The sequence below is a fragment of the Wolbachia endosymbiont (group B) of Limnophora tigrina genome (assembly GCF_964263235.1).
GTDB lineage: Bacteria > Pseudomonadota > Alphaproteobacteria > Rickettsiales > Anaplasmataceae > Wolbachia.
Window position 1 is genome coordinate 68,590 of sequence record NZ_OZ181655.1, and the last position, 26,552, is coordinate 95,141.

Here is a 26,552-nt window from a genome sequence, read left to right on the forward strand (position 1 = left end):
ATTGTGTAATAGAAACTAGATTCCAGTGCTTGACACCAAGTTTGTGTTTATAAATTATATGCTAAAAGAATTTGAAATTGAACCTTTATTAAAAGATAAAGCTCCGCACCAAACCAAGGCTATTGTTGCAATGTCCGGGGGAGTTGATAGCTCGGTTGCTGCAGCACTGCTACATAACCTTGGGTACCAGGTGATAGGTGTGACTCTTCAACTCTATGGCACCGATGGTAATGCTAACGCAAAAAAAGGTGCATGTTGTGCTGGACAGGATATTTACGATGCTAAGCGTGTAGCTGAAAGTGTTGGCTTTCCTCACTATATTTTAAACTATGAGGAAATATTCAAAAAGGAAGTAATAGAGGATTTTGCGAGTACCTATATGCGTGGGGAAACTCCCATACCATGCGTGAGATGTAACCAAACGGTAAAATTTCGTGATCTATTGCAAGTTACAAAAAATCTTGATGCGGATGTGCTTGTAACAGGACATTACGTGAGAAGATTAGAAAAAAATGGTGAGGTAAAGTTGTGCAGAAGCATTGATAAAAGTAAAGATCAAAGCTATTTTCTATTTGCTACAACAAAGGAGCAGTTGAAACTTTTGCGATTTCCACTCGGTGGGTTCTATAAAAGTGATATAAGAAAATTAGCAAAGTATCTTAGTTTGCAAGTTTCTGAAAAACCAGACAGCCAAGACATATGTTTCGTTTCTGAAAGCTATAGCAAAACAATAGCTAAACTAGCTCCACAATCTGTACAGAAAGGTAAAATAGTGGATGTTAATGGAAAAGTGCTAGGCGAGCACAGTGGCATAGTAAATTTTACAGTAGGGCAGAGAAAGGGCTTGGGTATCGCACACAGCGAACCTCTTTATGTGATAAAAATTAATACAGAAAATAATGAGGTTATAGTAGGTCCGATCAACGCATTAATGCAAAAAAAAATATTGATCAAGGAGTTAAATTGGTTAGAACAACCAAAGGAAGGTATGGAAGTAACTGTGAAGCTGAGATCATCACATGCGGGAAGTTTAGCAACAATACATTCAACTGACGAAAAAAATAAAGCCTGTGTCATTTTAAACGACGATTACTTTGGCATCAGTCCTGGTCAAGCTTGTGTGGCATATAAAGGTGAACAAGTTATCGGTGGAGGGTGGATATGTTCTTAACTAAAAGCTTTAATGCAGAGTGCAAACGTACAATAATATTTATTGCTATTTTACCCTGTATCACTTATACTATAAAGTAGGATATTATAGGTTTTGCAATGGTAAAAGAAATTGAAGAGCTGATAAAAATTGTTGGTAAGGGCAATTTACTAGAGGCTGCATTTATTTATTTGGGCAGTTTTCAACATGCTGACTTAGATCGTAGTATGGACCGCAGAAATCACATAGGTCTTTCTGCATTCATACAGAAGCAAGATGAACAATTAGATTACTATTTTAACTTAAAATTTAGTCTACAAGGGCTGTTTTTAATTTATGCTCAAGCTTATAAGATACTTAGTGAAAATAATGAACTAAGTACTGAGGATGTTATTAATCGAATATATAAAGTTGTTGAAGAGTCTGGACTAAATCAAGATATAAATGAAGTAGTAGATGGAAGAAAATTAGATTTACTTAACATCTTAGCAAATCCAAAGAGAGAACCAATATTTAAAACAGAAGAAGATTTTGAAAATAAGGTACTTATTGATGTTAGAAAGTTATTAAGTGAAGAAAATATATTAACCAAATATGACAGAGAATTTGCATTAAATAAGTACATTATCAACAGATATTATTCCACCCACAATATAAAAGTAGATAAGGATGTAGCATTGTTGCTTTCCATAGGTAGTCACTATAAAGAACTCTCACCATCTAATAAAATAGTAAAAAGAGAAATATTAGAGCTAGTTGAGAGTCCGTTAATATCATTCTTAGCTAAAATGCTAGAGTGTATCGATTTACCAAATGAGAATGGACCTACTCAATATACGCTGAACCGTGAAAAGATAGGTGGAGTAAACAGAATATTTAATATATTGGCAAATCAGAATAATCAAGATTTTTTAACCTTTAAAAGCATTGGGCCGATCTTGAAGCAATTGCTAAAAAAGCAAGATAGTGATGAATTTGAACAATTAGTAACAAACCCTAAAAATATACACTACTCAGTACCACAAAAAGAAAATGAATGTAAGCCAAGTTTCATTATTAGCAAGAAAAATCATAAAAATACATTCTATAAACTAGCTTTAGGCATGTTTATATTGTCTGTTGGATTATATGTTGCTGACTATTTTCTTATGGAACAAAGGTTATTCAACTCAATAACAAATATCTTGCCACAAAACAATCTCATCAATTTTATAGTTGCTACAGTACTGACTATCGTAATAGTATATGCTTTATTTCAACTATTGAAATCACCACAGGAACCACCGCTTTCAACAGTCGATGATGTGCAGAATAAAAAATTAGAACCGCTCCATGCAAAACAAGCTTAGAACTACATAAATGTAGCAACTTAAAAGTACATATTGTATAATGCTTATTCTTAAGTTAAGAAGGTAATTTATGGATTTAAGTAAAATAACAGCGGTACCAAATGCGGTGAATGTGGTAATTGAAATAAGTGCAAATGCTGAGCCTGTAAAGTATGAATTTAATAAAGAGCTTGGGTTGTTACAAGTTGACAGATTTTTATCTACCTCAATGACTTATCCTTGCAATTATGGGTTTATACCAAATACCTGCGCAGGTGATGGTGATCCTGTGGATGTTTTGGTGCTAACTCAATTTCCCTTAGCATCTAGTGTTTTAATATCGGTGCGTCCGATAGGCGCATTACTCACTAAAGATGAAAAAGGAGAAGATGAGAAAATATTAGCTGTGCCTGTTTCCAGTGTTGATAGCTATTATGACAATATAAAGGACTATTCTGACTTATCTAAAAACCTACTAGATAAAATTGCTCATTTCTTTTCTCATTATAAAGATCTAGAAAAGGGAAAAACGGTAACAGTTGGAGAATGGGTCGGTGTAGAAGAAGCAAAGAAAATCATTGAAAAAAGCAGAAATTAGTTTTTATTGATTTATAGCTAAAGTGGCTTAGGTTTGCCTACAATTTGAAAAACAACAAATTCGTCATTCCGCTACTTGTTAGCGGAATCTATGCTGAGATACCGCGCACAACTGTACGAACATTCATTCTTGAAGGTAAACTGCACAGCAAATGGTGTCATGCAAGTAGCTGACACTGGCTTGCCGTAATCTCATCAAGAACGTTGTGTTTTAACATAAGATCAGCCACTTTTATGCTTACCAACTTAGTGCCCAATCAAAATTCCTGGATCCCAGTGTCTGGGCACTGGGATGACATTCTTCTGGTAGGCTCAAATTGTAATGTTCGTACAGTTGTGGAATGAATCGCGGTATGACGTAGGGAGACCTTTCTTGGGTTAGCTATAGATTTTTGTACCACAGATCTAAAAATTACAGTTGTTCGGAAAAATGTTGCTGTTAAAAGCATTAGACAGGCGGTAGAGGTCTTGGTATTATATAATCTTTAGGTTCTAAATTTGGAAGGGTGGCCGAGCGGCTGAAGGCGGCGGTTTGCTAAACCGTTATACGACCCAAAAGTCGTATCGAGGGTTCGAATCCCTCTCCTTCCGTATACTGTTTTAGCACGGTCTGAATTCGCTATATTGGCATGTTTTTAGCCTGTTTACCTGATCTTGTTGCAATAGTTTTTATTTCCGTCTTTAGCTATTAAAAAGTTGGCTAGCGTTGACTCAGTATTTATTATAGAATTAGTTATTAACCTTACTTATATGCATAAAATACTAATTTTGCTGTTGATAGTGTTGCCACTTAGGTTGCTTGCAACCGAGATTGAAATTGTTGCAGATGTAAATGGTGAGCCAATTTCAAATTTAGATATCGAAAAACGCATCAACTTTATAAATTCATTGTTTGGCACTCAAAGTGTTAATCAAAAAGAAGCAAAACCTCAAATTCTTAGGGAGCTAATAGACGAAATTATCATTATCAATGAAGCGCAGAGGCTGAATATAAAATTGAGCAACGAGGAGTTAGATAATGCTATCATATTATTTTTAACCCAAAGTTTTAAACTTAAGGCTAATGAAGTTGATCAATACATAAAAAAGCATAATATAGATCTTAGTATTTTAAGAAAACAAATAAAATGTCAGTTACTATGGAGCAAAATTATTGAAGTAAGAATTGTGCCATTTATTAATATAAGCGATAAAGAAGTGAATGATGTAAAAAGGCAAACAGAAAAGCCAGATTATCTTATCACGTTCCAAGAGTTTATAATTCCTGATCAAAAAGACAAGGATGTTTATGGCATAGCTAAAGATTTAGTAAAAAAATTACGTAATAGTAATAACCCGGAATCTCCAATAAAGATGCGTAAAGCAACAGTTAATTTAAGTCAGCTCAAAGATAAACTTAAGAGCGTTTTAGAAAGACTAGAAACCGGCGATATAGCAGGTCCATTCAGTTTCAGTGAAGGTTACTCTATTATAAAAGTCATAGACAAGGTACAACTTAATTATGCACTGCTGGAAAGCACTTTAAAATTAAAACAGATTGTGGTTGAGGGTTCAGAAAGTTTATTGGATAATTTTAAAGAGCAAAAGGTCAATTGTTTAAATTTTGACAAATTAGCAGATGATTTTAAGTTGCCAAACGCAAAAGAGTTTGAAATAAAAATGCGAGATTTAAATCCTGATTTACAGATTTTATTTAGTAAAACAAGTGTGAATGAAATAGTAGAATTAAGAGAAAATGGCACTGCAAAGTTAATGATGTTGTGTGATATCAAGAGTAATGCAGCGGATATAGAAGCAATTAAACAGCAGATGTACCAACAAAAGATTATGATACAAAGCAACTTGTTATTAGATGATATGCGTAAAAATTCAGCTGTCAGTTATCGGTATAGTTGAAGTCAGAGAGTGTCCTTGTCTCTGTCTTTGTGTACGAAAATTACTTTGTTCTATAAAATTTCAAAAAATTTGAACAAATATAGTTAAAATAGCACATGAAGAATATAATGCTAATTGGTGGTGGAGTTGGAAATGCAGTATTATTTTCGATAGGGAAGGTGTGTCTTAAAAATAATAATAAGGTTTTGTATTTTGCTGGCTATAAGAAATTAAGTGATGTATTTAAACGAGCACTGATAGAGCGTGCATCAAATGCAGTAGTTTGGGCATGTGAAGAAGGATTGATAGAAACAAGCAGAGATCAAGATAAATCCTTTCATGGTAATATAGTTGATGCAATAGTCTCTTATCAACAAGGAAGATTAGGTATTAATTTAAACACTATAGATAAAATTATCACTATTGGTTCTGATAAAATGATGAAAGCTGTGAATGAAGCTAGAAAAACAATTTTAAAGCCATATCTGAAGTCAAGTCACATAGCAATATCGTCAGTTAATTCTCCTATGCAGTGTATGATGAAAGAAATCTGCGCTCAGTGTGTTCAGCAACATATAAATACGGAAACAGGAGAAAGGAGTTTTGTTTATAGTTGCAGTAATCAAGACCAGGATATGGAATTTATTGACTTTGATTTTTTAAGTGAGCGCTTAAAGCAAAATAGTTTACAAGAAAAACTCACTGCGAAATGGATAGATCATGTTCAAAGATATTAAACAGCACAAAAAGGAAATAAGAGAGCAATATAGAGCTATAAGAAAAGATATTGATGAAAGTTATTCCAGTTATGCGGCAAGTTCCCTTATTAATCTCTTTAATCAGAACTTAAGTTACGTTAAAGGCAAAACAATTGTGGCTTACATTCCAATGGATGGGGAAATAAATGTTGTCCCTTTGATGTGTCGTTTGCTCTATTTAGGTTATAAAGTAGCAATTCCTGATAAAAATCAGTTGCTAAGATTTGAGGGATGGAACGAAACAAATGAAGATGTAGTTCCCGACACAATCATTACTCCTGTTATTGCTTTTGATGATCATTTTAATAGATTAGGTTTTGGCGGTGGTTGGTATGATACAATGATAAAAAAATTACGGCCGCTTGGAAAAATATTTATAGGTGTAGCTTATGAGAAACAATATTGTAAAAATTTACCTGTAGAAAAACATGATCAAAAATTGGATATTATAATCACTGAAATGTGTGTTAGGTGTAGAAGTGGATTGCTCAAAAAAGTGGATGAAAAGGAGTAGCGTAACCCCACTTTCTGAGGGAGTGTTAAATAAACTGTGTCAAACCGAAAAAAAAGTAATAAATTGATATAAAAAAATGGAGGTTTGACAATGAGTCAGAAAGTAGTAAACAGAACTACCGGTTTGGTAGATTATAAAGAATTAGAAACAAATATCCTGTCGTCTATACGAGAAGGAAGACCGTTGACAGGAAGAGATGGAGCATTAACACCGTTTATAAAAAAGTTGCTGGAGGTAAGCCTGGAAGGTGAAATAGAAAACCACTTGTCGGCTGAAAGCGAAGAGAATAATCGAAGAAATGGGAGGAATGCAAAGACTTTACGTACAAGCGCAGGGTCATTTGAGCTTTTGACGCCAAGAGATAGGGAAGGAAGTTTCGAACCACAAATAGTCAAAAAAAGGCAAACAAACTTACATCCAGAGCTTGAAACGAAGATTTTGAGCACATTTGCCAGTGGTATGGGCTATAGAGATATAGTGTCACATGTTGAGGAAATTTATGATCACAAAATATCGGCGGCAGAGATATCAAGTATTACTGACAAATTGCTACCAGTAATCAACGAATGGCGTAGTCGCCCGCTGCAGTCTGTATATCCGATAGTTTTCATGGATGGCATGTTTTTTAAAGTCAAAGAGGACGGGCATTGCGTAAGTAAATGCATGTATAACATATTAGGCATAGATCAAAATGGCAAAAAAGAAGTATTAGGTTTTTATTTGGCTGAAAGTGAAGGAGCTAACTTCTGGTTGGGAGTGCTAAATGACCTCAAAGAAAGAGGAGTAGAAGATATCCTTATTGCCTGCGTTGATGGGCTGAAAAGCTTTCCTGCAGCTATAAACAGTGTCTTTCCTAATGCGGAAGTGCAGATGTGTATAGTGCATCAGATACGCAACTCACTGAAGTATGTGGCCAGTAAAGATGCGAAGAGTTTTTTGAGCGATTTAAAGAAGGTATATCAAGCTTCAAGCAAGGAAATTACCGAGAATTATCTGTTGGAATTGGATGAAAAATGGGGCACAAAGTACCCTATGGTTATAAAATCTTGGCAGAATAATTGGGAAAACTTGTCTGGTTATTTTAAGTATTCTGGTCCAGTTAGGAGGATAATCTACACCACCAATCCCATAGAGGGGCTACATAGGCAAATTAGGAAATTCACTAAGACCAAAGGCTCATTTACCAGCATAAATGCCTTGTATAAGCAGGTATATTGTGCTATAAAGAAGGCAGAGGAAAAGTGGACGATGCCTGTACATGATTGGGCATTAACTATCTCTCAACTTGATGTTTTCTTTCCTGGCAGATTGAAAATTGAGTTGAACTAAAAATGCGGTTTGACACAGTTTATTTAACACTCCCCTTTCTGATAGTAATTTTTGCGTCAAAACGCTCCTCAAATGCATCAACACGGTCCTGTGATTCCTTTTCCACTCACTCGTTTAGAACTTGGATCATCTAATTGAGGAACTGGTGGCTTCATTTGGTTAACTTTATCATTAACCATTTTTTCTACCTCCTCTATTTTACCGTCACCAATTGCCATAATTGCAGGTTGAAATTTCTCCATAAGACTTTTAAATTCTGTCATATCTTCTTCATGAGTACTGAGACCCTTGCTTATAAGTCTGCTAATATCATCTTCTGAAAAATCCTTAGTAACCCCTTCCTTTACTAACTCCTTTATAGCCGATCGTTGCTCTTCATTTTGAAGCATTTCTAATATTTTTCTCCTATTACCAAGAGCTTTTTCAACGTCAATGTCTTCGTTGTTTTTAAGACCAATATTTGCAATAGTTTCAAGCACGTTTGTTTTTAATCTACTAAAGTTATTCTCTCTTGCTTGAATCGTAGGTAATTTATCTATTAAATCTTTATATGAACTCTTCACTGCTTTTCCTGCATCAATTGCCCCTTCTTTTATTTTTTCCCCTGCCTTTCCTATACCTATTCCTACATAACGCGCTCCAATAGCTACAAGCGCTATTAATGTAGCAAGCACAATAAGCGGAGAAAATGCTACTCCCAATACTATTCCGGTAGAAGCTATTCCAATTTTTTTATTTGCAGATGCTGATTTAAAATAATTGACTAGATTGTCCAGCGGACCTTTATTATTATTTATAACATTACTTATTGCTTGCTGATTAACAGATTTTAACGCCTCTTCTATTATTTTTGAGTCAACGTTTTCAGAGGTTAACCCCTTAAGTGCTTCTTCAATGAGTTTTATAAATAATTCTTTATTTACCTCCTTTTGCAAGCCTTGGTCATTAATTGCTAAACCTAAATCTTTGAGGTTCATCCCTCTAACTTGTTCTGATAGGGCTTCAAACAACTTCCCTTTTTCTTCCTGTGGGGACTGTGCAATGCTTTCTATTATATCTGAAATAGCTTTTCTTAGTTCTGGGTAGTCAGTGTCAAAAAACGTACTGTTTGTAGGTGCCATATTCAACTTCATCAACTATAAATATGCCTAATTATATATACTAATTATTAATTATATTATAATAAATATGAGATAATTAATATAATAACCTCTTTCCAAATATAGAATTTGTATTAAAATATCTAGATTACATGAAATTAAGGTACTTTATGGGTGAAAAAAAATTAAAGGCTGCTGTGGTTTTATCAGGGTGTGGTCACCTTGACGGTGCAGAGGTGAGAGAAGCGGTTTTAAGTTTACTTGTGCTTGATCAGCAGGAAGTGGATGTTAAATGCTTTGCACCTGATATCAATATCACACAAGTTATGAATCATAAAACAAAAGAGGCAACAAAAGAAAAAAGGAATGTACTTGCAGAAGCTGCAAGAATCGCAAGAGGCGAAATATATGACTTAAAAGAAGCCAAAGCTGAAAATTTTGACATGCTAGTTGTACCTGGTGGATACGGGGTTGCAAAAAATTTGTCTGACTTAGCTGAAAGTAAAGACATGGTGACAGTAATGCCTGAATTTGAAAGATTAGTTTCAGAATTTTTTGTTACAAAAAAGCCGATAGGAGCGATATGCATATCTCCAGCCATCATTGTTTCAATTTTAAGTAGCAAGATAGGTAAAGAAGAAAGTAAGGTTAAGGTAACTATAGGAGATGACAGAGAACAGTTGATAGAGAAGCTTGGTGGTGAACACATAAAGTGTGATACAGGATTATCAATAGAAGACGAAGAACATAATGTATTTTCCTGTTCTGCTTATATGCGTAGCGACGAAAGTATATACTCTGTATATCAAGGGATAAAGCATATGATTGACAGCATGGTAAAAAAGATTAACAAAAAAACTAAACAGCCATTCCTCTAAGATGTAGTAATTTAGACTTCCTTACACAATTAACTGTTGAATTTTACATTCCTAGCTGTATTATGGTTATATAGCTAAAGTGCTCTAGGTTTACGACTATTACTTGTTAGCGGCGTGGCGTAGGGCTGCACTAGCTATATATATTTAGCTCTTTTTTTATAAACACAAGGTGTTTTATATGTCAGACCTTTTCTATATTGAAACTACGTGTTGTGTGGATGGTCAGTGTGATATTTATACAGGAGAAGTGAGTTTGAGTGACGTCATGTCAGGCAAGTTCAATCTAAATTCGTGCGACGGGAAAGAAGCTGTGATAGATCTAGACATTATTACATTTGATATTAATATCGCTATCAATGGTCAAAATGGAAAGACAATAAAGAGAGACCTTAAAGGCCTTGAGTTTGTAACTAAAGATGATGGTTCTTGGTATATTAATAAGAATTTTGGTAATGATAAATTTAAAATTATAGTAAAACAATCATAATTTTACATCTCAGGTGTAACATTTAGTATAGGTGCTATTCTATTTATAATGTCCTTTACTATAGGTGCAGCAATTATTCCCCCGGTGTGGTACATCCCTTGAGGCTCATCAATAGCAATTAGCATTATATACCTTGGGTCAAGCATAGTTAGCACTCCTATAAATGATGCTATGTTTGCATCTTTGCTATATTTACCATCTACAACTTTTTCCGCTGATCCAGTCTTTCCCCCTATTGAATATGCCTTTATTTTTGCTCTTCTGCCAGTACCATCTGTTACTACTGCGCGTAATAATTTTCTCATTTCCCTGGAAGTTCTTCTTGAGATAATCTGCTCTCCTATACTTCTTTTATTCAACATCAAGGTTGCGTTGTGAAATATTCCATCGTTGATTAATGCTGCTGCAGTTTGTGCAAGATGTATAGGAGTTATAGCTATGCCATAACCATAAGATGCCGTTATTAAAGTACTTTCACTCCATTTATCCGGGATTATCGGTGTAGATTTTTCTGGTATTTCTATTTTCAAAGGAGAAAATAGCTTCATAGCTTTAAAGTATTCTACTTGTTTTTCAATACCTAATTTAACTGCAATTTTTGCTGCACCAATGTTGGATGATTTCACAAATATATCTCGCACAGTGATTTCCGGAATCTTAAATTCATGAAGATCATAAATTTTATATTTCCCAATAGTGATTGGCTTTGACACGTCATATAAATCATCAATTTTTACAACGTTTGCATCAAGCGCTGCGGCTATTGTAAAGAATTTTAATACCGACCCCATCTCATACACCCCAAGACTGGCGCGATTAAACTTTTGTACGTCTTCTGCCTTATTCTGTAGGTTGGAGTTAAAATCAGGCAGACTGACCATTGAGATGACTTCACTATTTCTCACATTTAAAACAATTCCTACTCCGCCGAGTGCCTGATATCTGCTTACAGCTTTAGTTAGCTCTTCATGCACTATGCTTTGCACTCGTGTATCTAAGGATAGTTGAATACCCTGGTAAGGTGTTATTCCAGCGCGTAATGCTGGAATCCACGTATTTTTTTTCTGGACCCCAGTGTCAGCTACTTGGATAACAGAATGTTGTTTGTTTTTACTTATATATGCCTCAACTCCTGCAATACCGTTGCCATCTATGTCAGTGTAACCAAGCACGTGTGAAAATAAATTACTGTGAGGATATATACGTTTTACATCGTTATAAAAGTTTATTCCTGGCACGCCGGCATTTTTTATTGCTAACAGTTCTTTTGGAGTCAAGTGCCGCTTTACCCAAGCAAATTTCTTTTTTGAAGTAAGTACTCTATATGAATTCTCGTATTCAAGATCATTCAAAATAGAACACAGTTGTGCTGCTATACTTTCCGGATTCTTTACTTTAGTTGAATCTATATATAGTGATGTTGTGGGCACATTTGTTGCTATTACCACTCCATTTCTATCCAAAATATCAGGTTGTTTATGTACTATATTATTTTTTCTAAAATTTTCTGAAGTAGTAAGTTGATCAAATGTTAAAGAGAATATGCGAAAAATAATTATTATATAAAATATAAATAATGGTACTATAAAACATAGTGAGCGGAGCTTATTTTTAAGTAATGCTTGCATATTTACTTGATTTGACAAAAATGGAAATCATCTTAGCTGAGCCACGAGGTTTTTGTGCCGGGGTAAAAAGAGCTGTGGACATATTAGCTATTACTTTAGAAAAATACAAAAACAAGTGCCAAGTTTATGTGCTACATGAAATTGTTCACAATAAATATATAGTAGAGAACTTTAAGAGACAAGGAGTGGTTTTTGTGAACAGTATTGAGGAAATTGAAGATAATGGAGGAATACTGATCTTCAGCGCGCACGGAGTGTCAAAAAATATAGAAGATGAGGCAAGAAGAAAGGGTATTCAAGTGATTGATGCAACATGTCCTTTAGTTAGCAAAGTGCACAAAGAGGCAAAAAGGTATGAAAACAGCGGTAAAGAATTAATTCTCATTGGGCATGAAAATCATCCAGAAGTTAAGGGAATTAGAGGAAGAGTAAATAATCCTATCATTTTAGTGCAAACTGTGCAGGACGTACGCAATTTAAAAGTTACAGATCCAGATAATTTATCTTATGTTACACAAACCACGTTAAGCATCGACGATACCCATGAAATTATTGCTGCCCTGAAGCTCAGGTTTCCAAGCATAACAGGTCCAGATTTAAAGGACATATGCTATGCAACGCAAAACAGACAAAATGCTGTTAAAAAGCTAGCTGAAATTGTAGACATGGTGTTAGTTGTAGGAAGTAAAAATAGCTCAAATTCAAACCGCTTATTAGATCTGTGCACTGCCAGAGGAAAAAGAGCCTACTTGATTGATAATTGCAGCTATGTGAATAAAAGCTGGTTGCAGGGTGTAGAAAAGATAGGAATCACTGCAGGTGCTTCCGCTCCTGACATATTGGTTGATGAATTAATAGACTATCTAAAAGTAAGCATGGATGTAAAAGTTTCAGTTATGCCAGGTGGTATTACTGAAAATGTTCAGTTTAAAATACCGAATCTGGTTTAAAACACAACCTGTCTACTAAGCTTCTCTTGAAATTACTGGGAGCACACAAACCAGCATCTATAGCTAAGACGTCATACCGCCGTGGCGCTAACAAGTAGCGGGATGACGGTTGTTGGTAAGCCTAAGTCAGTTTAGCTATATGCTTTTAATTCCCCCAAAAGGAGAATTAAATATGTGAAGTTCTAGTTGATATGATTTAATGAATGGTTAGTTTAAATTACTAATTTATTTAAGAGATTTTGATAATATTTAACCCACTCGCTTTTCTATTTTCCATATCGCGATGAGCTTGAATTATTTCATCAAATTTATATTTTTTATTGATCCGTACAGTTAAAAGTTTTTTTCTTATCATCTCGAAGATTTCCATTGTGGTAAGCACTAATGTGAATCTATCATGCTTATAATGGTATATTGAGGTTCCAGTTGCAAATAACGAACGTGAACTAAGTAAAGAAAAACTAATAGGAGCGTTACCTGATATCTGCCCATAGGAAACGTATATGCCGAACCTGCCTAAAGATTCAAAAGAAAGCTTGCTTGTAGCGTAACCTATAGGGTCATACACTGCACCCACTCCTCTGTTTTGCGTAATCTCCATAACTTTAGAAACGAAGTCTTTATCATTGTAGTTTATTGCGTATGTGCAGCCACTTTGTAAAGCTATCTTCATTTTTTCATCAGAGCTTACAGAACCTATCACTACACCTTTTTTATCCTTTGCCCATTGGCATATTATTTGTCCTAAACCACCATTAGCCCCATGAACTAGCACGAAAGCACCAGGCCTAACTTTATAAGATTGATTAACTAAATAGTGAGCTGTCATACCTTTAAACAGCACTGCAGCAGCAACTTCATCAGATATGTCATCTGGAATTTTTATCAGATATTTCTGGTGTATAATGCGCTTTTCACAATATGCCCCTGGAGGAGCTGTGCAATATCCAACTCTGTTTCCAACTTTGAATCCATCACTGATTTTTTTACCAAGTTTTTCAATAACCCCAACTGCTTCCACTCCAAGCACTGATGGTAAATTTTTAATTTTGCGTGTACCTTTTCTGTGCTCTAAATCATAACGATTAAAGCCGATAGTTGTATGACGTATTAAGACTTCCTCGCCTTTTGGCTCACCTATATTCTTATCTACAAATTCTAATACTTCTGGTCCCCCAGTTTTTTTTATTTGTATAGCTCTAACCATGATGAATGTAAGATAAAAACTTTAATTATGTTATCTAACAATTAATATTTTGCAAAGTTATTGTTTCCACAATCAATAGACTTCTTGCGTTACTTCCTGTCATTCCAGCGCGTGACGCTGGAATCCAGATTTTTTTATATAATCAAGTCATAAGATGGCAAAAAGTCAACCTTATCTGTATGAGCTATACATTTTTTCTGGATCCCAGTGTTAGCTACTCGGATGACACCCTATTGATTACTTGAAATGACATGGTTTGCAAACATTCTGTTACTTAAGCTTAAAAAACGTGTATGATAGCGTTATTTCACTTAAATCTTTTGTATTACTATCAAGCATTATCTCAGGATCTATATAGAAAGATACGGGCATAGCTGCTTTTTGTTTTGGTAGCAACATTTGCTCTTCAAAACAAAAGCATGCAACTTTATTGAAATACTTACCTGCTTTGAAAGGCGTAACGTTATATACTGCCATACCAAATGAAGGATGATCAGATAGATTTTTTGCGTAATAAAATGCTAAACTTTGTTCTCCTATGTTTACGTCAACGTAGTTAGTTTCTGATTTAAATTCCCAAGGTAGATCGGACATTATATCAGCATTGAAGTGAACCCTGATTTTTTGGTCAGTTGCACTTATTTTTGCATTAGTTACTTTTCTTGTTGTGCCACCATATCCAGTAGCTTTACAAAAAATGCTATATAGTGGCACCGATGCATATGTAAGACATAGCATCAACACGACTAAAGATATTAAAAAGAAAACTATAGAATTCTTACTACCTTTCCTTAAAAAGGAAAACATCTAGTCCCTATTGTTGAACAAGTTAAGTAACCTGAGTAGATTGAGAAATATATTAATAAAGTCAAAATAAAGATTAGTTGCACCGAGTATTGCCAATTTAGTAGTAGCAACTTCTGATCCGTCATTATGTTTATAATAAACGTCCTTGATTCTTTGAGCATCATATGCAGTCATTAAGGTAAAGACTATTACTGATATGAACGATATTGCAAAGTGGAGAGGACTACTTCCAAGAAATAAATTTACTATAGACGCAATGATTAACCCCCAAACTCCCATAATCAAGAAAGAGCCCATACTTGTAAGATCTCTTTTTGTAGTATTACCATATAAAGCCATAGAGCCAAACATGATTGATGTAATGAAAAACGCCCTTGCTATATTTTCTGCAGTATAAACTATAAAAACATAAGATAAGGAAAGCCCCATTAACACTGAGAACGAGAAAAATATAGTAACGGCAGACTGAGCACTTAGGTGTTGAATTCTATAAGACATGTAGAACACCAATGCAACCGGAGATAACATTACCACAAGCGATAGAACGGGATTAGAATAAATTACTTGAAAAAGACCGGAAAATACCGTTAGGAATGCAACAAGCCCTGTAACGCCTAAAGCTAAAGCCATGTAGTTACATACTTTAGTTAGGTAACTTCTGAGCCCAGCGCTATAATAAACGCCCTGAGAGCGGATATCCTGTTCATTTCTCATGTAAGACATAAATATAACTCCTTTTGTCCATTATTTAACACATTATAATATAAAACCACATTTTTATCAAGTATTTTTATTATAAACAGCTATACGCTGGCAGTTGTTTTAATATAAATAGAATATAGGCCTATTGCTGCTGCATTTGAAACATTTAAACTGTTAATTGCATTTGACATTGGTATTTTTAAAAGATAATCACAATTTTCTTTAACTAACCTCCGCATTCCTTTCTCTTCAGAACCAAAAATAATTACTCTTTTTTTCTCAAAGCTCTTTATTTCATCTATATTTTCTTTAGCATTGCAATCAAACCCGTAACACCAGTAGCCGACCTTTTTTAAATACTCCATAGTTTTTACTATGTTTGTGACGTGTATTAGCGGAACAATATCCAATGCTCCACTTGCTGCTTTTGCAATAGATGCATTTTCGCCAGGTGAATGATTATGTGGTAAAACCAATGCATTGACATTAAAACAAGCTGAAGTTCTTAAAATTGATCCAATATTGTGCGTGTCAGTGACTTGATCTAAAATGACTATGGTAGAACTGTCTTCAGCTATTTCTTCTATGCTTAAATTATGAAGAATAGGGGCAACATTTAAAGTAATTCCTTGATGGTTAGCACCTTTAGGTAAAACGTCATTAAGTATTTTGTTTTCTACTAATCGAACTTTAATGCCCTTACTATTTACACATTGCCTAATTTCTTTTTCATGTTCTCTATAGAAATTTTCTGTTACTAACAGTTCTATACACCGCCTATTTTTATTCTTCAGTGCTGACATGCAGGTGTGCTTTCCATACAGCCAAAAATTCTCATTAGTTTTTGACGATTTCATCGTATTATCGAAAATCGGGTTTTTATAGAATAAGCAACATTTTACTATGTTTGGATATTGTTGTAAAATTATACAATTCGATTAATGCGTTTATGTCGGACGATGAGTTGGATTGGCAAAAAAATGTTAAGCCAATAGAATGTGGAAAAGTTACTTTGAAAGTTGATCATAAAGTAAATATAAAGTCTATGGTTGATAAAGGTACCTCCGACTTACAAAGGAATTTTCTTAATACCAATAATGGTAACTCATCATTTTGTCTTGACCAAAACACAAAATCAAAAGTTGATAGGGGTAAATATTTTATAAGCGATAAGCTCGATTTGCACGGCTATAGTATAGAGGATGCTTACTGTGAATTGATAGATTTTATTATCAAAAATTATCGAGCAGGAAATAGATGTTTATTGGTAATTACGGGATACGGCAGTGCAACAAATAAAACAGACAATATAAAGAATAACTTAAATAAGTGGTTAAATGATACTAAAATCCAGCATATGGTTCTATACTACCAGCAAGCTACGAAAAAACATGGTGGTAAAGGGGCTTTTTATGTTTTATTAAGAAGGCTTAGGCCCTATTAGCTGCTTAAGTTTCCTTTTAAGCCTTAATTTTTCTTGTATAGCCATATAAAAACCAGTGTTCGGCAGCGCGTTACGCACAATTGTACAAACATTGTAGCCGTATTCAAGTAGCTCATAGAAACGGATTAAACGAAAAACTTCCTTGACAAACTCCGCCAGCCCCCTTATCATGAAACTGAAGGTATTCAGTTATCTTCATCTGTGCAGATTAAACAGCAAGAAAACAACTTAGTTGGCGTCTTATTTTTAATTTTTTGCACTATGTGCACCTTATGTCTTTATCAAATTTCTAGGTTTTTACCTATACAGGCTGAAATACGCTTATAAGTCGTTTAAGACAGTATAGTACGCCAATTTGCAGGATTAGAGAGTGAACACTAATTACCACGGGGTTTCTTTTGCCTTTTTTTCTGCTTAGTAAATTTCTTAAACATTTGAACTAAGGTGAGTTGCACTTAAAAGCAGCTAAATTGCAGCGTTTAAGACTTAAAAAACGCCAATACTGAAAATAGACAATGACTAGGGCTTCTTTTGCCTTTTTTTTCGTTTGGTGAATTTCTTAATGTTTGTAACCAAATGAACTGGGCAGCGCGTGACACTGCCCTCCTTTGTCATCCGAGTGGCCCCTATGATGTCATTCCAGTGCTTGACACTGGAATCCAGGAAACTTAACTTTACACCAGGTAATAAGAACTGGATCCCAGTGTCTGGGCACTGGGATGACAAAGAAATAGGCACTGGGATGACAGCTAGCCTGACAACCGTCATCCCGCTGCTTGTTAGCGGTATCTATGCTAAGAGATACCGCGCACAACTGTACGAACATTCATTCTTGAAGGTAAACTGCACAGCAAATGGTGTCATTCCAGTCTGGAATCCAGCCTTGCCGTAATCTCATCAAGAACGTTGTGTTTTAACATAAGATCAGCCACTTTTATGCTTACCAACTTAGTGCCCAATCTGGATCCCAGTGTTGGCTACTTGGATGACAGGAGAAGGAGGCTACTTTCATGACACCATTCTTTTTTCTGGATCCCAGTGTCTGGGCACTGGAATGACGAGAAAGGAGTACTGGGATGACACCCTCTTGGATGGAAACCAGTTTGGATGACACCCTGACAATCGTCATTCCGCTACTTGTTAGCGGGATCTAGAGATACCGCGGCGGTATGACAGCGTTAGCTATACTTTTATACTCACCAACTCAGCATCCAATCAAGTAGTCAAGCTACTTAGATCTGGTGGACTCAAATCACAATGTTCATACAGTTATGCTGTGCCCTATGGTGTGATGTTCTACGAGTTGGGTAACAGGAGGTAATGCAAGAAGTCTAATAGCGCAGCAACACGGAACCCCATGTGAGACCTGCACCTATTGCAATCAGCAGTACCAGATTTCCTGATTTTATTTTTGATTCTTGTATTGCATAGTCTAAAGCCAGTGGAATTGACGCTGCTGAGGTGTTTGCATGCTTATCAACGGTATTAATCACTTTTTCTATAGGAAAATCTAATTTCTTTACTACTGCTTCAATAATACGAATGTTTGCTTGATGGGGAATTAACCAGTCAATATCAGTGATTTTCAAATTATTGCATCTTAGTGTTTCCTCTACTGAGGCTGTTAACTTATCCACTGCATGTTTAAACACTTCTCTTCCATTCATGCATATTTTTCCAGAATCATCAATCCCTCCGTTCGTACATAATATGTCCACATTGCCATCAGAGTGTAAGTTTGTTGATATGATGCCGCTGCTACCCATTTCCGATTTTATTATCACTGCACCAGCACCATCACCAAAGAGTACACAAGTTGACCTATCTTCCCAGTCAACAATCCTAGACATTATTTCAGCACCAATAACGAGCGCATATTTAATTCTATTGTTAGATTTTATGAGCGAATCAGCAACTGTAACTGCATATATAAAACCAGAGCATGCTGCTTGTACATCAAAAGAAAATGCGTTTTTACATTTTAACTTACTTTGTACAATCGTTGCACAGCTAGGCAAAGTTTTATCAGGCGTTGTTGTTGCAACTATAATCAAGTCAATTTCATCTACTGAAATTTTAGCTTTTTCTATAGCACTTTTTGCTGCATTTACAGCTAGATCTGACGTTAATTCTCCTTCATCTGCTATATGCCTTTGAACTATTCCTGTTCTCTGCTTTATCCATTCATCGCTTGTCTCAACTATCGATGCAATTTCGTTGTTACTCAACGTTTTTCTTGGTAGATAAGATCCTGTGCTTAATATGAAACTTTTATTCAATATGACTTACCCCGTTAATTATCTTTTGATTTAAATTTTCACTAATTGCATTTACTGCAAATTTTATAGCATGGGCAAAAGAAATAGCATCAGAATTTCCATGACTTTTAATGATGATACCATTCAGCCCTAAAAACATAGCTCCACTTCTAATTTTGGGATTAAAACGCGTTAATGCTTTATTTAGTTTAGATTTTAACAATATACCAATAAGCATTTTCGCTATCCACGAGTTGAATACTTCCTGCTTTATTAGATTGATAAAAGTACTAGCGGTTGCCTCAGCTGTTTTGAGCATTACATTGCCAACAAAACCATCAGCAACAATCACATCTATATTACCCTCTAAAAATTCACTTGCCTCTATATACCCTTTGAAATTAATGCCTGGAGCGTTTTTAAGCAACTCAAAAGCGCCGCGCACTGAGTCATTACCTTTAACTTCTTCTGTACCGATATTTAGCAAAGCAACCTCAGGATTGTCAATTTTTAGCGCTACTTTTGCAAATATACTTCCCATTAATGCAAATTGGAATAACGAATCGGCATTACAATCGACATTTGCACCAAGGTCAAGCAAAGCGAAGCTTTTTGTTTTAGTTGGACAGATAGAGACAATAGCAGGACGATAAATATTTGGTAATGTTCCTAAAATAAATCTGGAAATTGCCATCAACGCCCCGGTGTTGCCTGAAGATACCACTCCGAAAGCTTTACCTTCTTTCACTGCAACAATTGCAGCTTTCATACTTGAGTCTTTACGATGTCTCAGCGCAAAAGATGGCTTATCATTTGCAAGGACATTGTCAGAACAATGAGTAAACTCAGAATTGTTACTTACTTTTTTATATTTCAAAAGCAAAGGAGATACTTTTTCCTTATCTCCATAAATATGAAAAAGAACTTTAATGCCTGGGTCAACAAGATTATCCAAAAAAAAACCAGCACCCTGAATTACGGAAAGAGGCGCAAAATCGCCCCCCATAGCGTCAAGTGCAATAATTATGTGATTATTGACCGTAGGTAACATACCATAATAGTCATTCTGCCTGTTGCTTAATGAAAACTCGTTTTCCTTTGTAACTGCCATCAACTGCTACATTGTGAGGCAACATGAATTCCCCAGTTGTTGAACATACCACAACATTCTTAGGCTCAATAGCATGATGAGAACGATGCATATTACGCCTTGACTTTGACTTTTTTCTTTTTGGAACTGCCAAAACTTCCTCCATTCTACTACAAAATTCAATTCATTAGTAACATGTTTTTTACAAGAAGTAAACAGGGATAATAAAATAAGTAAGGTTTGCTTATGTAATTGAGTCTTATGGGTTTTATAGCTAAAGTGACTTAGGTTTACCGACAACCGTCATTCCGCTACTCGTTAGCGCCGCGGCGGTATGACGTAGGGAAACCTTTCTTGGGTTAGCTATATGAGCTTTAAATTAAAACATCAAGTATATTGAACTTAAAACATATCTCAGCTATACTTTGCGATAAAGTTAATAAAAATTTTAATAAAATCAGTAACTCTAGCTAAAATGAATACAAAGTGAGCTTTTTTGATATAAATAGTGTTAGAATAATTGGTAGGTACTTTATCAATTTTTTGTTAAGGCTTGGTAGTGCATTCATATTTTTTATTCAATCTCTATACCACTGCTTTGTGCCGCCATATTATTTTAGCAACGTAGCAAGACAAATTATAGAGATAGGCTTTTTCTCTCTGCCAATTGTTGGGCTCACTGGAGTTTTCATAGGAGCGGCAATAGTTTTACAAAGCAGCTTGAGTGACTCATTAATTAACCAAGAGCAGATAATACCCAAACTTGTTACGATCACTATTATTAAAGAGTTAGGACCAGTTTTGATCAGCTTAATAATGGTAGGAAAGGTTGGATCATCAATTGCAGCAGAAATTGGTACAATGCGCATCACCGAGCAAATAGATGCCCTTACAACTTTGAACATCAACCCTTTCAAATATTTAATTGCACCAAGGATTTTAGCGTCAATCATAGTATTTCCCATACTTACAGTATGTGCAGATTTAATAGGAATATTTGGAGGATGTATCACTGCAGTCTTCGAATTTAACCACAATCTAAATATATACATTAAATACACAGCTCAATTCTTTAATATGTACGATTTTATTGTTGGGCTAATAAAAGCAATTGCTTTTGGCGCCATAATTTCTGTCTCAAGTTGCTATTACGGTTACCATTGCAAAGAAGGTGCACGAGGAGTAGGTGTTGCTACAACATCAACTGTTGTTTTATCGTCCATACTGATCATTTTAGCAAACTACATGATTACTTTGATACATGCGTAACTCCGTAATATCAATATTGAACTTAAGCTTATCTTTTGATGATAGGACAGTACTAAAAGATCTAAATTTTGATATATTAAAAGGGGAATCATTAGTCATACTTGGCGGCTCAGGAAGCGGCAAATCTGTACTAACAAAAACAATTATCGGCTTGCTTGCTCCAGACTCAGGGTCTGTTAAAATAAATAGTAAAAGCAAAAATAAATTTGGGGTTTTATTTCAAAATTCCGCTTTATTTGACTACGTTACAGTGTGGGAAAATATATCTTTTAATTATAAAAAGCGCTTTAATATCAGCAAAAAGGAGGCAAAACAGCTAGCAATCGAGAAGTTAAATGATGTTGGACTGGAGGAAAGCATAGCAGATATGTTTCCAATAGAGCTATCAGGTGGAATGAAAAAAAGAGTAGCACTTGCAAGGGCGATTGCACACAATCCAGAAATCATCATATTAGATGAGCCAACTTCAGGATTGGACCCAATTATGTCAGATATAGTAAACGAGATAATAATAAAATTATCTAAAGATCTTAACACTACAATTATCACGATTACACATGATATTCATAGCGCATTTAAAATAGCTGATAAAATAGCAGTGTTATATGAAGGGGAGATCATTTCCCATGGAACTGTTCAGGAAATACAAAATACTAATAACGAATATATAAAAAAATTCATTCGTTATATATAGCTATAGGTTCACAAACGAGATTGTGAGTACTAAACAGTTTAACATAAAAATTGACAAAGCTCGATTCTTAAAGTATGTTTAATTGAAGTAGTAATTACGAAACTATAATGGCGGTAAAGCTCATAAGAAAACGTTTATATCAATCTATAATGCTGCCACTGACAGCACTGCTCTTTATAGCAGCAGCTCCATTCTTCTTGATTATTGCTATCTGGGAGACAAAAAACATAAATATAGCATTAAAGTACATTATTGTTGCTCCATTGGTAGTGCTGTGTTTGCCATGTGTAATAACAGTTTTGGTGTTACATTTATCGATTAGCACCTTGTTGGCAGTTGCGAAAATTACACTTTTTCCTGAGTTCTTTTTGTCTTTGTGGATTAAGGAAGGAATTAAATTTAGTAGAGTTTTTAGCTTATCTATTACCCAGTTCTCCGGTGACGGTCTATATACAGCAGACCTTGAAAATTTTCTTGAGGTAAAAGATAGTAACAAAGAACTTTTAACAGAGCTTCTCAAGAATGGTGATTTTAGTATAAGGGAAGTTATCTCTTGCTGCGTAGGACACTCAAGGCTTATAGCAAGTGTCACTACTAAGATTCATGACAAAGAGAAATCAAAAATCATATTCGATTATTTAGGCCTAAGTAACTCAAAACCTTTAATTCAGAAAGAGGGGTATGGCAGATATCATATACATGAAATCTATAACACACATGAAAGGCTTGCTAGATTAGTTAATGCTATCGATATAGAATTACTTAAAACACTGTTTAAGTTAGATGGATTTTTACTAGGGAGGGATCCAAGATATGCACATGCCTCACACTTATCTAACTTCGTAGACTTATTTGACAACCATGATTTAGTGAAGAATATGTCTGATGCCTTTAGAGATAAAAAGATGCTTGCTGTGCAAATAACTAAATATATACCAGTAATCCTTTGTTGCTCATATGATAGATATGATGGGTACCACAAAAAAAGAATAATTCAAGATAATCTTAGAAGATTACTTTTAAAGAAAGATTTAGTTGAAGCCCTACCTTCTGATTTCAGTTATCAGTCCAGTCTGTTTGGAGCGATCAAAGATTTTTTGCACAGAAAGATGAGTGAAGAAGAGTTTTATAGCTTCGCTTCAATGTTGGAAAATAAAAATGTGATTGATAATTTAAAACATATTGATGACCTCAAAGATACTTTTCCGCCTGATGAATCAGAATTCTTCCGTAGTCGTATTGGTTTCTTAGGATGCAAAGAGATTTATGACAGTCACGTATCTGCATCATTTTTAATAGAAAAGTTACACCCATTTTTGGCAAATAACAGGTTATTTTGTAAGCTAATGGACATTCCTACTGAGGTTCTTAAGAACATTTTCAGTACTAAGCTATATGAAAACTGTGCAAATGTTGACGAAGTTTTAGCATTCTTTGATTGCTTGGATGATAAAAGTAAAAATAAAAATATTTTAGATAATCTAATAGTTGCTTTCGAAAAAGACCCTGATGCAACTAATGCGCTCTTAAATAGTAAATTATTCAATTCTCGGGGTGAAGTACTACAAATGCTTTCAGGTAAGAGGTTTGATGGCAATAAAGTGAGAGAAATATTGAATCGCATTAACTTGCTATGGATATTGCAAGAAAATAGTATGTTTGATGATATGGATATAGAGGACAAGCTTTTTTATGCATTTCGTCGTCCACGTTCCATAGATGTTGAGTTTTGTGTGTGTACACAATCTTATGCTCTATTAAATGGAATACATAATAATCAGCAAACAGAAAGAGTTTTTTCTGGAAGTGTTAATCTGTTCCGGTTCTTCCTCAAAGAAGCTATGGAAACCAGGTATGAATTTGTATTTCCCATTATAAAAGATACTAAACTTGAGCACTTAGCTGATGGCAGATTTATCTCAAAAGTAAGAGATAAAATGAACCGCTATCTTTCTCACTTACTTATTTTTGAAGGAACCCTGTTTTCAGATATAAGTAACACATTTAGATTACAAATAATAGATATCGTTTTTTCATTCAATTCTCAAACGAAACTGCATACCACTCTAAAAGAACGATGGGAAAAAATATTGAAAATCAAGTTTACAGAGCTTTTTGTGGCACAGAAGTATCAGCAAATTACACCAGAATCTTTAGCAAAAATTCAAGATTTAACAATAAAAGACTTATCAGCAATACCAGAAACTGAGGAGATAGAAGAATTTTTAAGAAAAAAAGGAATAACAAATTCAGATGATCTATCTTTACTAGCAAAATTGATAGAGGACGGTATTCATATTGTAAACACAATTGCGGAGAGGATAAGTCTCAAAAAAGACATGATACAAACAATTTATGATACATCTAAAGATATCCCTGTAAGCGATATTTTAGAAGTAACACCATCAACTCTCCTTGGTTTGTGTAAGACAAATATAATTAAAAGCTCATTAAATGAACAAATAAGCTGCTAGGCAGGTTTAGGGATTTATTTTAAAACTTTTGGCATTCGGCGCCTTGATGCTTTACCACAACGCTTTTGTTAAAATCTGTCATCTGGAAAATGATAGTTTTTCAAATTGTCGTAAGTCAGTTTAGCTATATATAGGATGACAGAAATTGTTTGTATTAGCTATATTCAAAAGCTCTATTGATATTTTGCAATATTTGTGATAAAATAATAGCTTAAGGTTGAGAGTAAAAATTTATGAGTGAAGCTCAAGGTCCAAATATTGCAGAATGGCAAGCGCAGCAGCAACACCAAGAAGCCGCTGGTGAGAAAAGTGGTTTTGGTCTTGGTCATAGTGACTCTGTTTCAACAGTCGTGGATGGAATGAAATGGTTGTTCAACTTTCATGAAGGAGCAATTGCTGCTTATAGTAACGTGTTTGAAGGTTTGGTAAGTGGCAGTAGTTTAGTAACACTGTTTGGAAAATCAGGTAATATGTTTGGCATAAAATTTCTTGAAAGCCTTGCAGAACATTTTTCAGGTGGAGGTGGGGAAGATATGCCATCAGAAGGAATGGATATGGCTCATGGTGATGAGGGACCTCACTCAGATGATTACCCTCATGCCAATAATGAAATGGCTCATAATGCTGATGGTTTGCAAGACATGCATGATGCAGGTGATCACCATGGTCAATCTTTTTCACCTGGTCCTTCACCATCTGTTGGCGATGACCACGGACATGAACTTGGTTAAACGCTTAAAAACTGCTGAATAGTATGCGAGAAGACCTAATAAGAAAAGTTGCTATTGTTGTGAGTTTGTCTTAGTGAAAAAGGTTTCAGTTTTAGGATCAACAGGAAGTGTTGGAAAAAAGACTGTAGATTTGCTCTCAAGGAGAAAAGAAGAATACCAAGTGGAAGCACTAAGTGCCCATTCAGACTTTGCTCTACTGGCACACCAAGCAAAACTGCTGAATGCAAAATACGTTGCTATCTCCGATGAAAGGTTTTACAAAGATTTAAGAGAAAACCTACTTGGTACAGATGTAAAAATAGCAATTGGCGCTACAAATATTGCTACCATACCTGTTGATCTCTCAGTTGTTGCAATAATTGGCATTGCAGGCCTTGAACCAGTTGTGCACATCATAGAAAGCGGTACTAAAGTCATTGCACTAGCAAACAAAGAAAGCATTGTTTGCGGTGGAAAGTTATTACTCAAAAAAGCTAAAGAAAAAAACGTACAAATAATCCCTATCGACTCTGAACACAACGCAATTTTTCAAGTTTTGCAAAATGACGACAAATGCGTAGAAAAGATCATACTTACTGTTTCTGGTGGACCATTCTTAAACTATAGTTCTGAGCAATTAAGAAATGTCACGGTAGATCAGGCGCTTAGTCACCCCACTTGGAATATGGGAAGGAAAATCTCAGTTGATAGTGCAACAATGATGAATAAGGCACTAGAGATAATAGAAGCACATAACTTGTTTAACATCAGCCCGGATAAAATTGAAGCAATAGTGCATCCTGAGTCAATAGTACATGGAATTGTAACTTATAAGGATGGGTTCAACTTTGCTGTGCTTGCAGAAACTGACATGGCAATTCCTATTTCATATGCTTTGTCTTGGCCGGAAAGATCAGCTTTAAATCGTAAATTAGATTTAACAAAGCAAGGAAAATTGACCTTTCAAGAACCAGACCATAAGCGTTTTCCTGCGCTAAAGCTTAGCATGGCAGTGTTAAACTCTTCTGCTCCACAAACGAACAGTATTGTGCTCAATACTGCAAATGAAATAGCTGTTAATGAATTTTTGAAGTCACGAATTGGCTTTTTAAAAATAGTAGAGGTAGTGGAATCAACAATGGAAAGTTTTGATAGTTACACTGATATTAATTCACTATCTGATATAATAAATATTGATTGTGAAAGTCGTATTATTGCTAATAAAATTGTTGAAAGTAAAGTTGTTGCGTATAGCTAGAGTAATGTAACCAGACTGCATTCTGTGATTTTAGCAAAACACGAT

General features: G+C 35.0%; 27 protein-coding genes and 1 tRNA gene. 17 read left to right on the plus strand and 11 right to left on the minus strand.

Annotated elements, in window-relative coordinates; genetic code table 11:
* Nucleotides 1-58 precede the first annotated feature (58 nt).
* The 8 genes from mnmA to ACE38O_RS00350 all read left to right on the plus strand — a co-directional run bounded on the left by mnmA (nt 59) and on the right by ACE38O_RS00350 (nt 7,551).
* The gene (gene mnmA / locus ACE38O_RS00315; RefSeq protein WP_374698669.1) at nt 59-1,171 is read left to right on the plus strand and encodes a tRNA 2-thiouridine(34) synthase MnmA; all 1,113 of its coding nucleotides are present in this window, start codon (nt 59-61) and stop codon (nt 1,169-1,171) included.
* A gap of 98 nt (nt 1,172-1,269) precedes the next feature.
* Entirely contained in the window at nt 1,270-2,499 is a 1,230-nt protein-coding gene (locus tag ACE38O_RS00320; RefSeq protein ID WP_374698670.1) for a hypothetical protein, read from the plus strand.
* Nucleotides 2,500-2,569: 70 nt separating this feature from the next.
* Nucleotides 2,570-3,076 carry an inorganic diphosphatase gene (gene ppa, locus ACE38O_RS00325; RefSeq protein WP_182319818.1) on the plus strand — a complete coding sequence of 169 codons (507 nt, stop codon included), beginning with the start codon at nt 2,570-2,572 and terminating at the stop codon, nt 3,074-3,076.
* A gap of 499 nt (nt 3,077-3,575) precedes the next feature.
* Nucleotides 3,576-3,666: transfer RNA gene (locus tag ACE38O_RS00330), tRNA-Ser, on the plus strand.
* A 159-nt stretch (nt 3,667-3,825) separates the two neighbouring features.
* A complete protein-coding gene (locus ACE38O_RS00335; RefSeq protein WP_374698671.1) occupies nt 3,826-4,971 on the plus strand; it encodes a SurA N-terminal domain-containing protein in 1,146 nt (381 codons plus the stop codon).
* A 95-nt stretch (nt 4,972-5,066) separates the two neighbouring features.
* The gene (locus ACE38O_RS00340; RefSeq protein ID WP_374698672.1) at nt 5,067-5,687 is read left to right on the plus strand and encodes an oxidoreductase; all 621 of its coding nucleotides are present in this window, start codon (nt 5,067-5,069) and stop codon (nt 5,685-5,687) included.
* On the plus strand, nt 5,671-6,222 hold the full coding sequence (locus tag ACE38O_RS00345) for a 5-formyltetrahydrofolate cyclo-ligase (protein WP_374698673.1): 552 nt from the start codon (nt 5,671-5,673) through the stop codon (nt 6,220-6,222). Before ACE38O_RS00340 ends, ACE38O_RS00345 begins: the two co-directional genes overlap by 17 nt.
* Before the next feature lie 90 nt (nt 6,223-6,312).
* Nucleotides 6,313-7,551, plus strand: coding sequence for an IS256-like element ISWpi15 family transposase (locus ACE38O_RS00350; RefSeq protein WP_374698228.1), 1,239 nt, complete (start codon nt 6,313-6,315; stop codon nt 7,549-7,551).
* Between the two features lie 77 nt (nt 7,552-7,628).
* Here the strand turns inward: ACE38O_RS00350 and ACE38O_RS00355 are convergent, their stop codons facing one another.
* Nucleotides 7,629-8,672: a hypothetical protein gene (locus tag ACE38O_RS00355; protein WP_374698674.1), complete on the minus strand. Its 1,044-nt coding sequence runs from the start codon at nt 8,670-8,672 to the stop codon at nt 7,629-7,631.
* Nucleotides 8,673-8,821: 149 nt separating this feature from the next.
* Between ACE38O_RS00355 and elbB the strand changes: the two genes are divergently transcribed.
* Together elbB and ACE38O_RS00365 are read left to right on the plus strand one after the other, a co-directional pair.
* Entirely contained in the window at nt 8,822-9,529 is a 708-nt protein-coding gene (gene elbB / locus ACE38O_RS00360) for an isoprenoid biosynthesis glyoxalase ElbB (protein ID WP_374698675.1), read from the plus strand.
* Nucleotides 9,530-9,707: 178 nt separating this feature from the next.
* A complete protein-coding gene (locus ACE38O_RS00365; protein WP_374698676.1) occupies nt 9,708-10,016 on the plus strand; it encodes a hypothetical protein in 309 nt (102 codons plus the stop codon).
* Nucleotides 10,017-10,018: 2 nt separating this feature from the next.
* Here the strand turns inward: ACE38O_RS00365 and ACE38O_RS00370 are convergent, their stop codons facing one another.
* Entirely contained in the window at nt 10,019-11,644 is a 1,626-nt protein-coding gene (locus ACE38O_RS00370; RefSeq protein WP_374699101.1) for a peptidoglycan D,D-transpeptidase FtsI family protein, read from the minus strand.
* Between the two features lie 20 nt (nt 11,645-11,664).
* On the opposite strand from ACE38O_RS00370, the gene ispH reads away from it, so the two are divergent.
* The gene (ispH, locus tag ACE38O_RS00375) at nt 11,665-12,594 is read left to right on the plus strand and encodes a 4-hydroxy-3-methylbut-2-enyl diphosphate reductase (RefSeq protein WP_374699102.1); all 930 of its coding nucleotides are present in this window, start codon (nt 11,665-11,667) and stop codon (nt 12,592-12,594) included.
* A gap of 229 nt (nt 12,595-12,823) precedes the next feature.
* Here ispH and ACE38O_RS00380 read toward each other — a convergent pair whose 3' ends face one another.
* The 4 genes from ACE38O_RS00380 to rlmB form a co-directional block, all read right to left on the minus strand.
* Nucleotides 12,824-13,801, minus strand: a complete 978-nt coding sequence (locus ACE38O_RS00380; RefSeq protein ID WP_374698677.1) for a quinone oxidoreductase family protein — start codon at nt 13,799-13,801, stop codon at nt 12,824-12,826.
* A gap of 270 nt (nt 13,802-14,071) precedes the next feature.
* Nucleotides 14,072-14,608 (minus strand): cytochrome c oxidase assembly protein, encoded by a 537-nt coding sequence (locus ACE38O_RS00385; RefSeq protein ID WP_374698678.1) that lies wholly within the window; start codon nt 14,606-14,608, stop codon nt 14,072-14,074.
* Nucleotides 14,609-15,331: a Bax inhibitor-1/YccA family protein gene (locus tag ACE38O_RS00390; protein WP_374698679.1), complete on the minus strand. Its 723-nt coding sequence runs from the start codon at nt 15,329-15,331 to the stop codon at nt 14,609-14,611.
* A gap of 80 nt (nt 15,332-15,411) precedes the next feature.
* Nucleotides 15,412-16,167: a 23S rRNA (guanosine(2251)-2'-O)-methyltransferase RlmB gene (gene rlmB, locus ACE38O_RS00395; protein WP_374698680.1), complete on the minus strand. Its 756-nt coding sequence runs from the start codon at nt 16,165-16,167 to the stop codon at nt 15,412-15,414.
* A 92-nt stretch (nt 16,168-16,259) separates the two neighbouring features.
* Between rlmB and ACE38O_RS00400 the strand changes: the two genes are divergently transcribed.
* A complete protein-coding gene (locus ACE38O_RS00400; RefSeq protein ID WP_374698681.1) occupies nt 16,260-16,754 on the plus strand; it encodes a Smr/MutS family protein in 495 nt (164 codons plus the stop codon).
* Between the two features lie 519 nt (nt 16,755-17,273).
* Here the strand turns inward: ACE38O_RS00400 and ACE38O_RS00405 are convergent.
* The 5 genes from ACE38O_RS00405 to rpmF form a co-directional block, all read right to left on the minus strand.
* Nucleotides 17,274-17,522 carry a hypothetical protein gene (locus ACE38O_RS00405; protein WP_374698682.1) on the minus strand — a complete coding sequence of 83 codons (249 nt, stop codon included), beginning with the start codon at nt 17,520-17,522 and terminating at the stop codon, nt 17,274-17,276.
* A 172-nt stretch (nt 17,523-17,694) separates the two neighbouring features.
* Nucleotides 17,695-17,883, minus strand: coding sequence for a hypothetical protein (locus ACE38O_RS00410; protein WP_374698683.1), 189 nt, complete (start codon nt 17,881-17,883; stop codon nt 17,695-17,697).
* A 202-nt stretch (nt 17,884-18,085) separates the two neighbouring features.
* Nucleotides 18,086-19,033, minus strand: a complete 948-nt coding sequence (locus ACE38O_RS00415) for a beta-ketoacyl-ACP synthase III (protein WP_374698684.1) — start codon at nt 19,031-19,033, stop codon at nt 18,086-18,088.
* Nucleotides 19,026-20,063 (minus strand): phosphate acyltransferase PlsX, encoded by a 1,038-nt coding sequence (gene plsX, locus ACE38O_RS00420; RefSeq protein WP_374699103.1) that lies wholly within the window; start codon nt 20,061-20,063, stop codon nt 19,026-19,028. Before plsX ends, ACE38O_RS00415 begins: the two co-directional genes overlap by 8 nt.
* A 10-nt stretch (nt 20,064-20,073) precedes the next feature.
* On the minus strand, nt 20,074-20,256 hold the full coding sequence (gene rpmF, locus ACE38O_RS00425) for a 50S ribosomal protein L32 (protein ID WP_010962967.1): 183 nt from the start codon (nt 20,254-20,256) through the stop codon (nt 20,074-20,076).
* 332 nt (nt 20,257-20,588) lie between these two features.
* On the opposite strand from rpmF, the gene ACE38O_RS00430 reads away from it, so the two are divergent.
* The 5 genes from ACE38O_RS00430 (at nt 20,589) to dxr (ending at nt 26,507) form a co-directional block, all read left to right on the plus strand.
* Nucleotides 20,589-21,371 (plus strand): MlaE family ABC transporter permease, encoded by a 783-nt coding sequence (locus tag ACE38O_RS00430; RefSeq protein ID WP_374698685.1) that lies wholly within the window; start codon nt 20,589-20,591, stop codon nt 21,369-21,371.
* Nucleotides 21,364-22,065, plus strand: coding sequence for an ABC transporter ATP-binding protein (locus ACE38O_RS00435; protein WP_374698686.1), 702 nt, complete (start codon nt 21,364-21,366; stop codon nt 22,063-22,065). The genes ACE38O_RS00430 and ACE38O_RS00435 overlap by 8 nt, the downstream gene beginning before the upstream one ends.
* A gap of 107 nt (nt 22,066-22,172) precedes the next feature.
* The gene (locus tag ACE38O_RS00440; RefSeq protein ID WP_374698687.1) at nt 22,173-24,539 is read left to right on the plus strand and encodes a hypothetical protein; all 2,367 of its coding nucleotides are present in this window, start codon (nt 22,173-22,175) and stop codon (nt 24,537-24,539) included.
* A 233-nt stretch (nt 24,540-24,772) separates the two neighbouring features.
* Nucleotides 24,773-25,270 (plus strand): hypothetical protein, encoded by a 498-nt coding sequence (locus ACE38O_RS00445; RefSeq protein WP_374698688.1) that lies wholly within the window; start codon nt 24,773-24,775, stop codon nt 25,268-25,270.
* A gap of 73 nt (nt 25,271-25,343) precedes the next feature.
* Nucleotides 25,344-26,507: a 1-deoxy-D-xylulose-5-phosphate reductoisomerase gene (gene dxr / locus ACE38O_RS00450; protein ID WP_374698689.1), complete on the plus strand. Its 1,164-nt coding sequence runs from the start codon at nt 25,344-25,346 to the stop codon at nt 26,505-26,507.
* Nucleotides 26,508-26,552: the final 45 nt, after the last annotated feature.

Excerpts from the sequence above, each read along its gene's own strand:
- ACE38O_RS00445 (WP_374698688.1), top strand. The coding sequence starts at position 24,773 with ATGAGTGAAGCTCAAGGTCCAAATATTGCAGAATGGCAAGCGCAGCAG.
- ACE38O_RS00405 (WP_374698682.1), bottom strand. The coding sequence starts at position 17,522 with ATGACGGTTGTCAGGCTAGCTGTCATCCCAGTGCCTATTTCTTTGTCA.
- ppa (WP_182319818.1), top strand. The coding sequence starts at position 2,570 with ATGGATTTAAGTAAAATAACAGCGGTACCAAATGCGGTGAATGTGGTA.
- ACE38O_RS00365 (WP_374698676.1), top strand. The coding sequence starts at position 9,708 with ATGTCAGACCTTTTCTATATTGAAACTACGTGTTGTGTGGATGGTCAG.
- ACE38O_RS00340 (WP_374698672.1), top strand. The coding sequence starts at position 5,067 with ATGAAGAATATAATGCTAATTGGTGGTGGAGTTGGAAATGCAGTATTA.
- mnmA (WP_374698669.1), top strand. The coding sequence starts at position 59 with ATGCTAAAAGAATTTGAAATTGAACCTTTATTAAAAGATAAAGCTCCG.
- ACE38O_RS00320 (WP_374698670.1), top strand. The coding sequence starts at position 1,270 with ATGGTAAAAGAAATTGAAGAGCTGATAAAAATTGTTGGTAAGGGCAAT.
- ACE38O_RS00385 (WP_374698678.1), bottom strand. The coding sequence starts at position 14,608 with ATGTTTTCCTTTTTAAGGAAAGGTAGTAAGAATTCTATAGTTTTCTTT.
- ACE38O_RS00400 (WP_374698681.1), top strand. The coding sequence starts at position 16,260 with ATGTCGGACGATGAGTTGGATTGGCAAAAAAATGTTAAGCCAATAGAA.
- ACE38O_RS00370 (WP_374699101.1), bottom strand. The coding sequence starts at position 11,644 with ATGCAAGCATTACTTAAAAATAAGCTCCGCTCACTATGTTTTATAGTA.
- plsX (WP_374699103.1), bottom strand. The coding sequence starts at position 20,063 with ATGTTACCTACGGTCAATAATCACATAATTATTGCACTTGACGCTATG.
- ACE38O_RS00440 (WP_374698687.1), top strand. The coding sequence starts at position 22,173 with ATGGCGGTAAAGCTCATAAGAAAACGTTTATATCAATCTATAATGCTG.
- ACE38O_RS00410 (WP_374698683.1), bottom strand. The coding sequence starts at position 17,883 with ATGACGATTGTCAGGGTGTCATCCAAACTGGTTTCCATCCAAGAGGGT.
- ACE38O_RS00345 (WP_374698673.1), top strand. The coding sequence starts at position 5,671 with ATGTTCAAAGATATTAAACAGCACAAAAAGGAAATAAGAGAGCAATAT.
- ACE38O_RS00335 (WP_374698671.1), top strand. The coding sequence starts at position 3,826 with ATGCATAAAATACTAATTTTGCTGTTGATAGTGTTGCCACTTAGGTTG.
- ACE38O_RS00390 (WP_374698679.1), bottom strand. The coding sequence starts at position 15,331 with ATGTCTTACATGAGAAATGAACAGGATATCCGCTCTCAGGGCGTTTAT.
- ispH (WP_374699102.1), top strand. The coding sequence starts at position 11,665 with ATGGAAATCATCTTAGCTGAGCCACGAGGTTTTTGTGCCGGGGTAAAA.
- ACE38O_RS00435 (WP_374698686.1), top strand. The coding sequence starts at position 21,364 with ATGCGTAACTCCGTAATATCAATATTGAACTTAAGCTTATCTTTTGAT.
- elbB (WP_374698675.1), top strand. The coding sequence starts at position 8,822 with ATGGGTGAAAAAAAATTAAAGGCTGCTGTGGTTTTATCAGGGTGTGGT.
- ACE38O_RS00350 (WP_374698228.1), top strand. The coding sequence starts at position 6,313 with ATGAGTCAGAAAGTAGTAAACAGAACTACCGGTTTGGTAGATTATAAA.
- rlmB (WP_374698680.1), bottom strand. The coding sequence starts at position 16,167 with ATGAAATCGTCAAAAACTAATGAGAATTTTTGGCTGTATGGAAAGCAC.
- ACE38O_RS00355 (WP_374698674.1), bottom strand. The coding sequence starts at position 8,672 with ATGGCACCTACAAACAGTACGTTTTTTGACACTGACTACCCAGAACTA.
- ACE38O_RS00380 (WP_374698677.1), bottom strand. The coding sequence starts at position 13,801 with ATGGTTAGAGCTATACAAATAAAAAAAACTGGGGGACCAGAAGTATTA.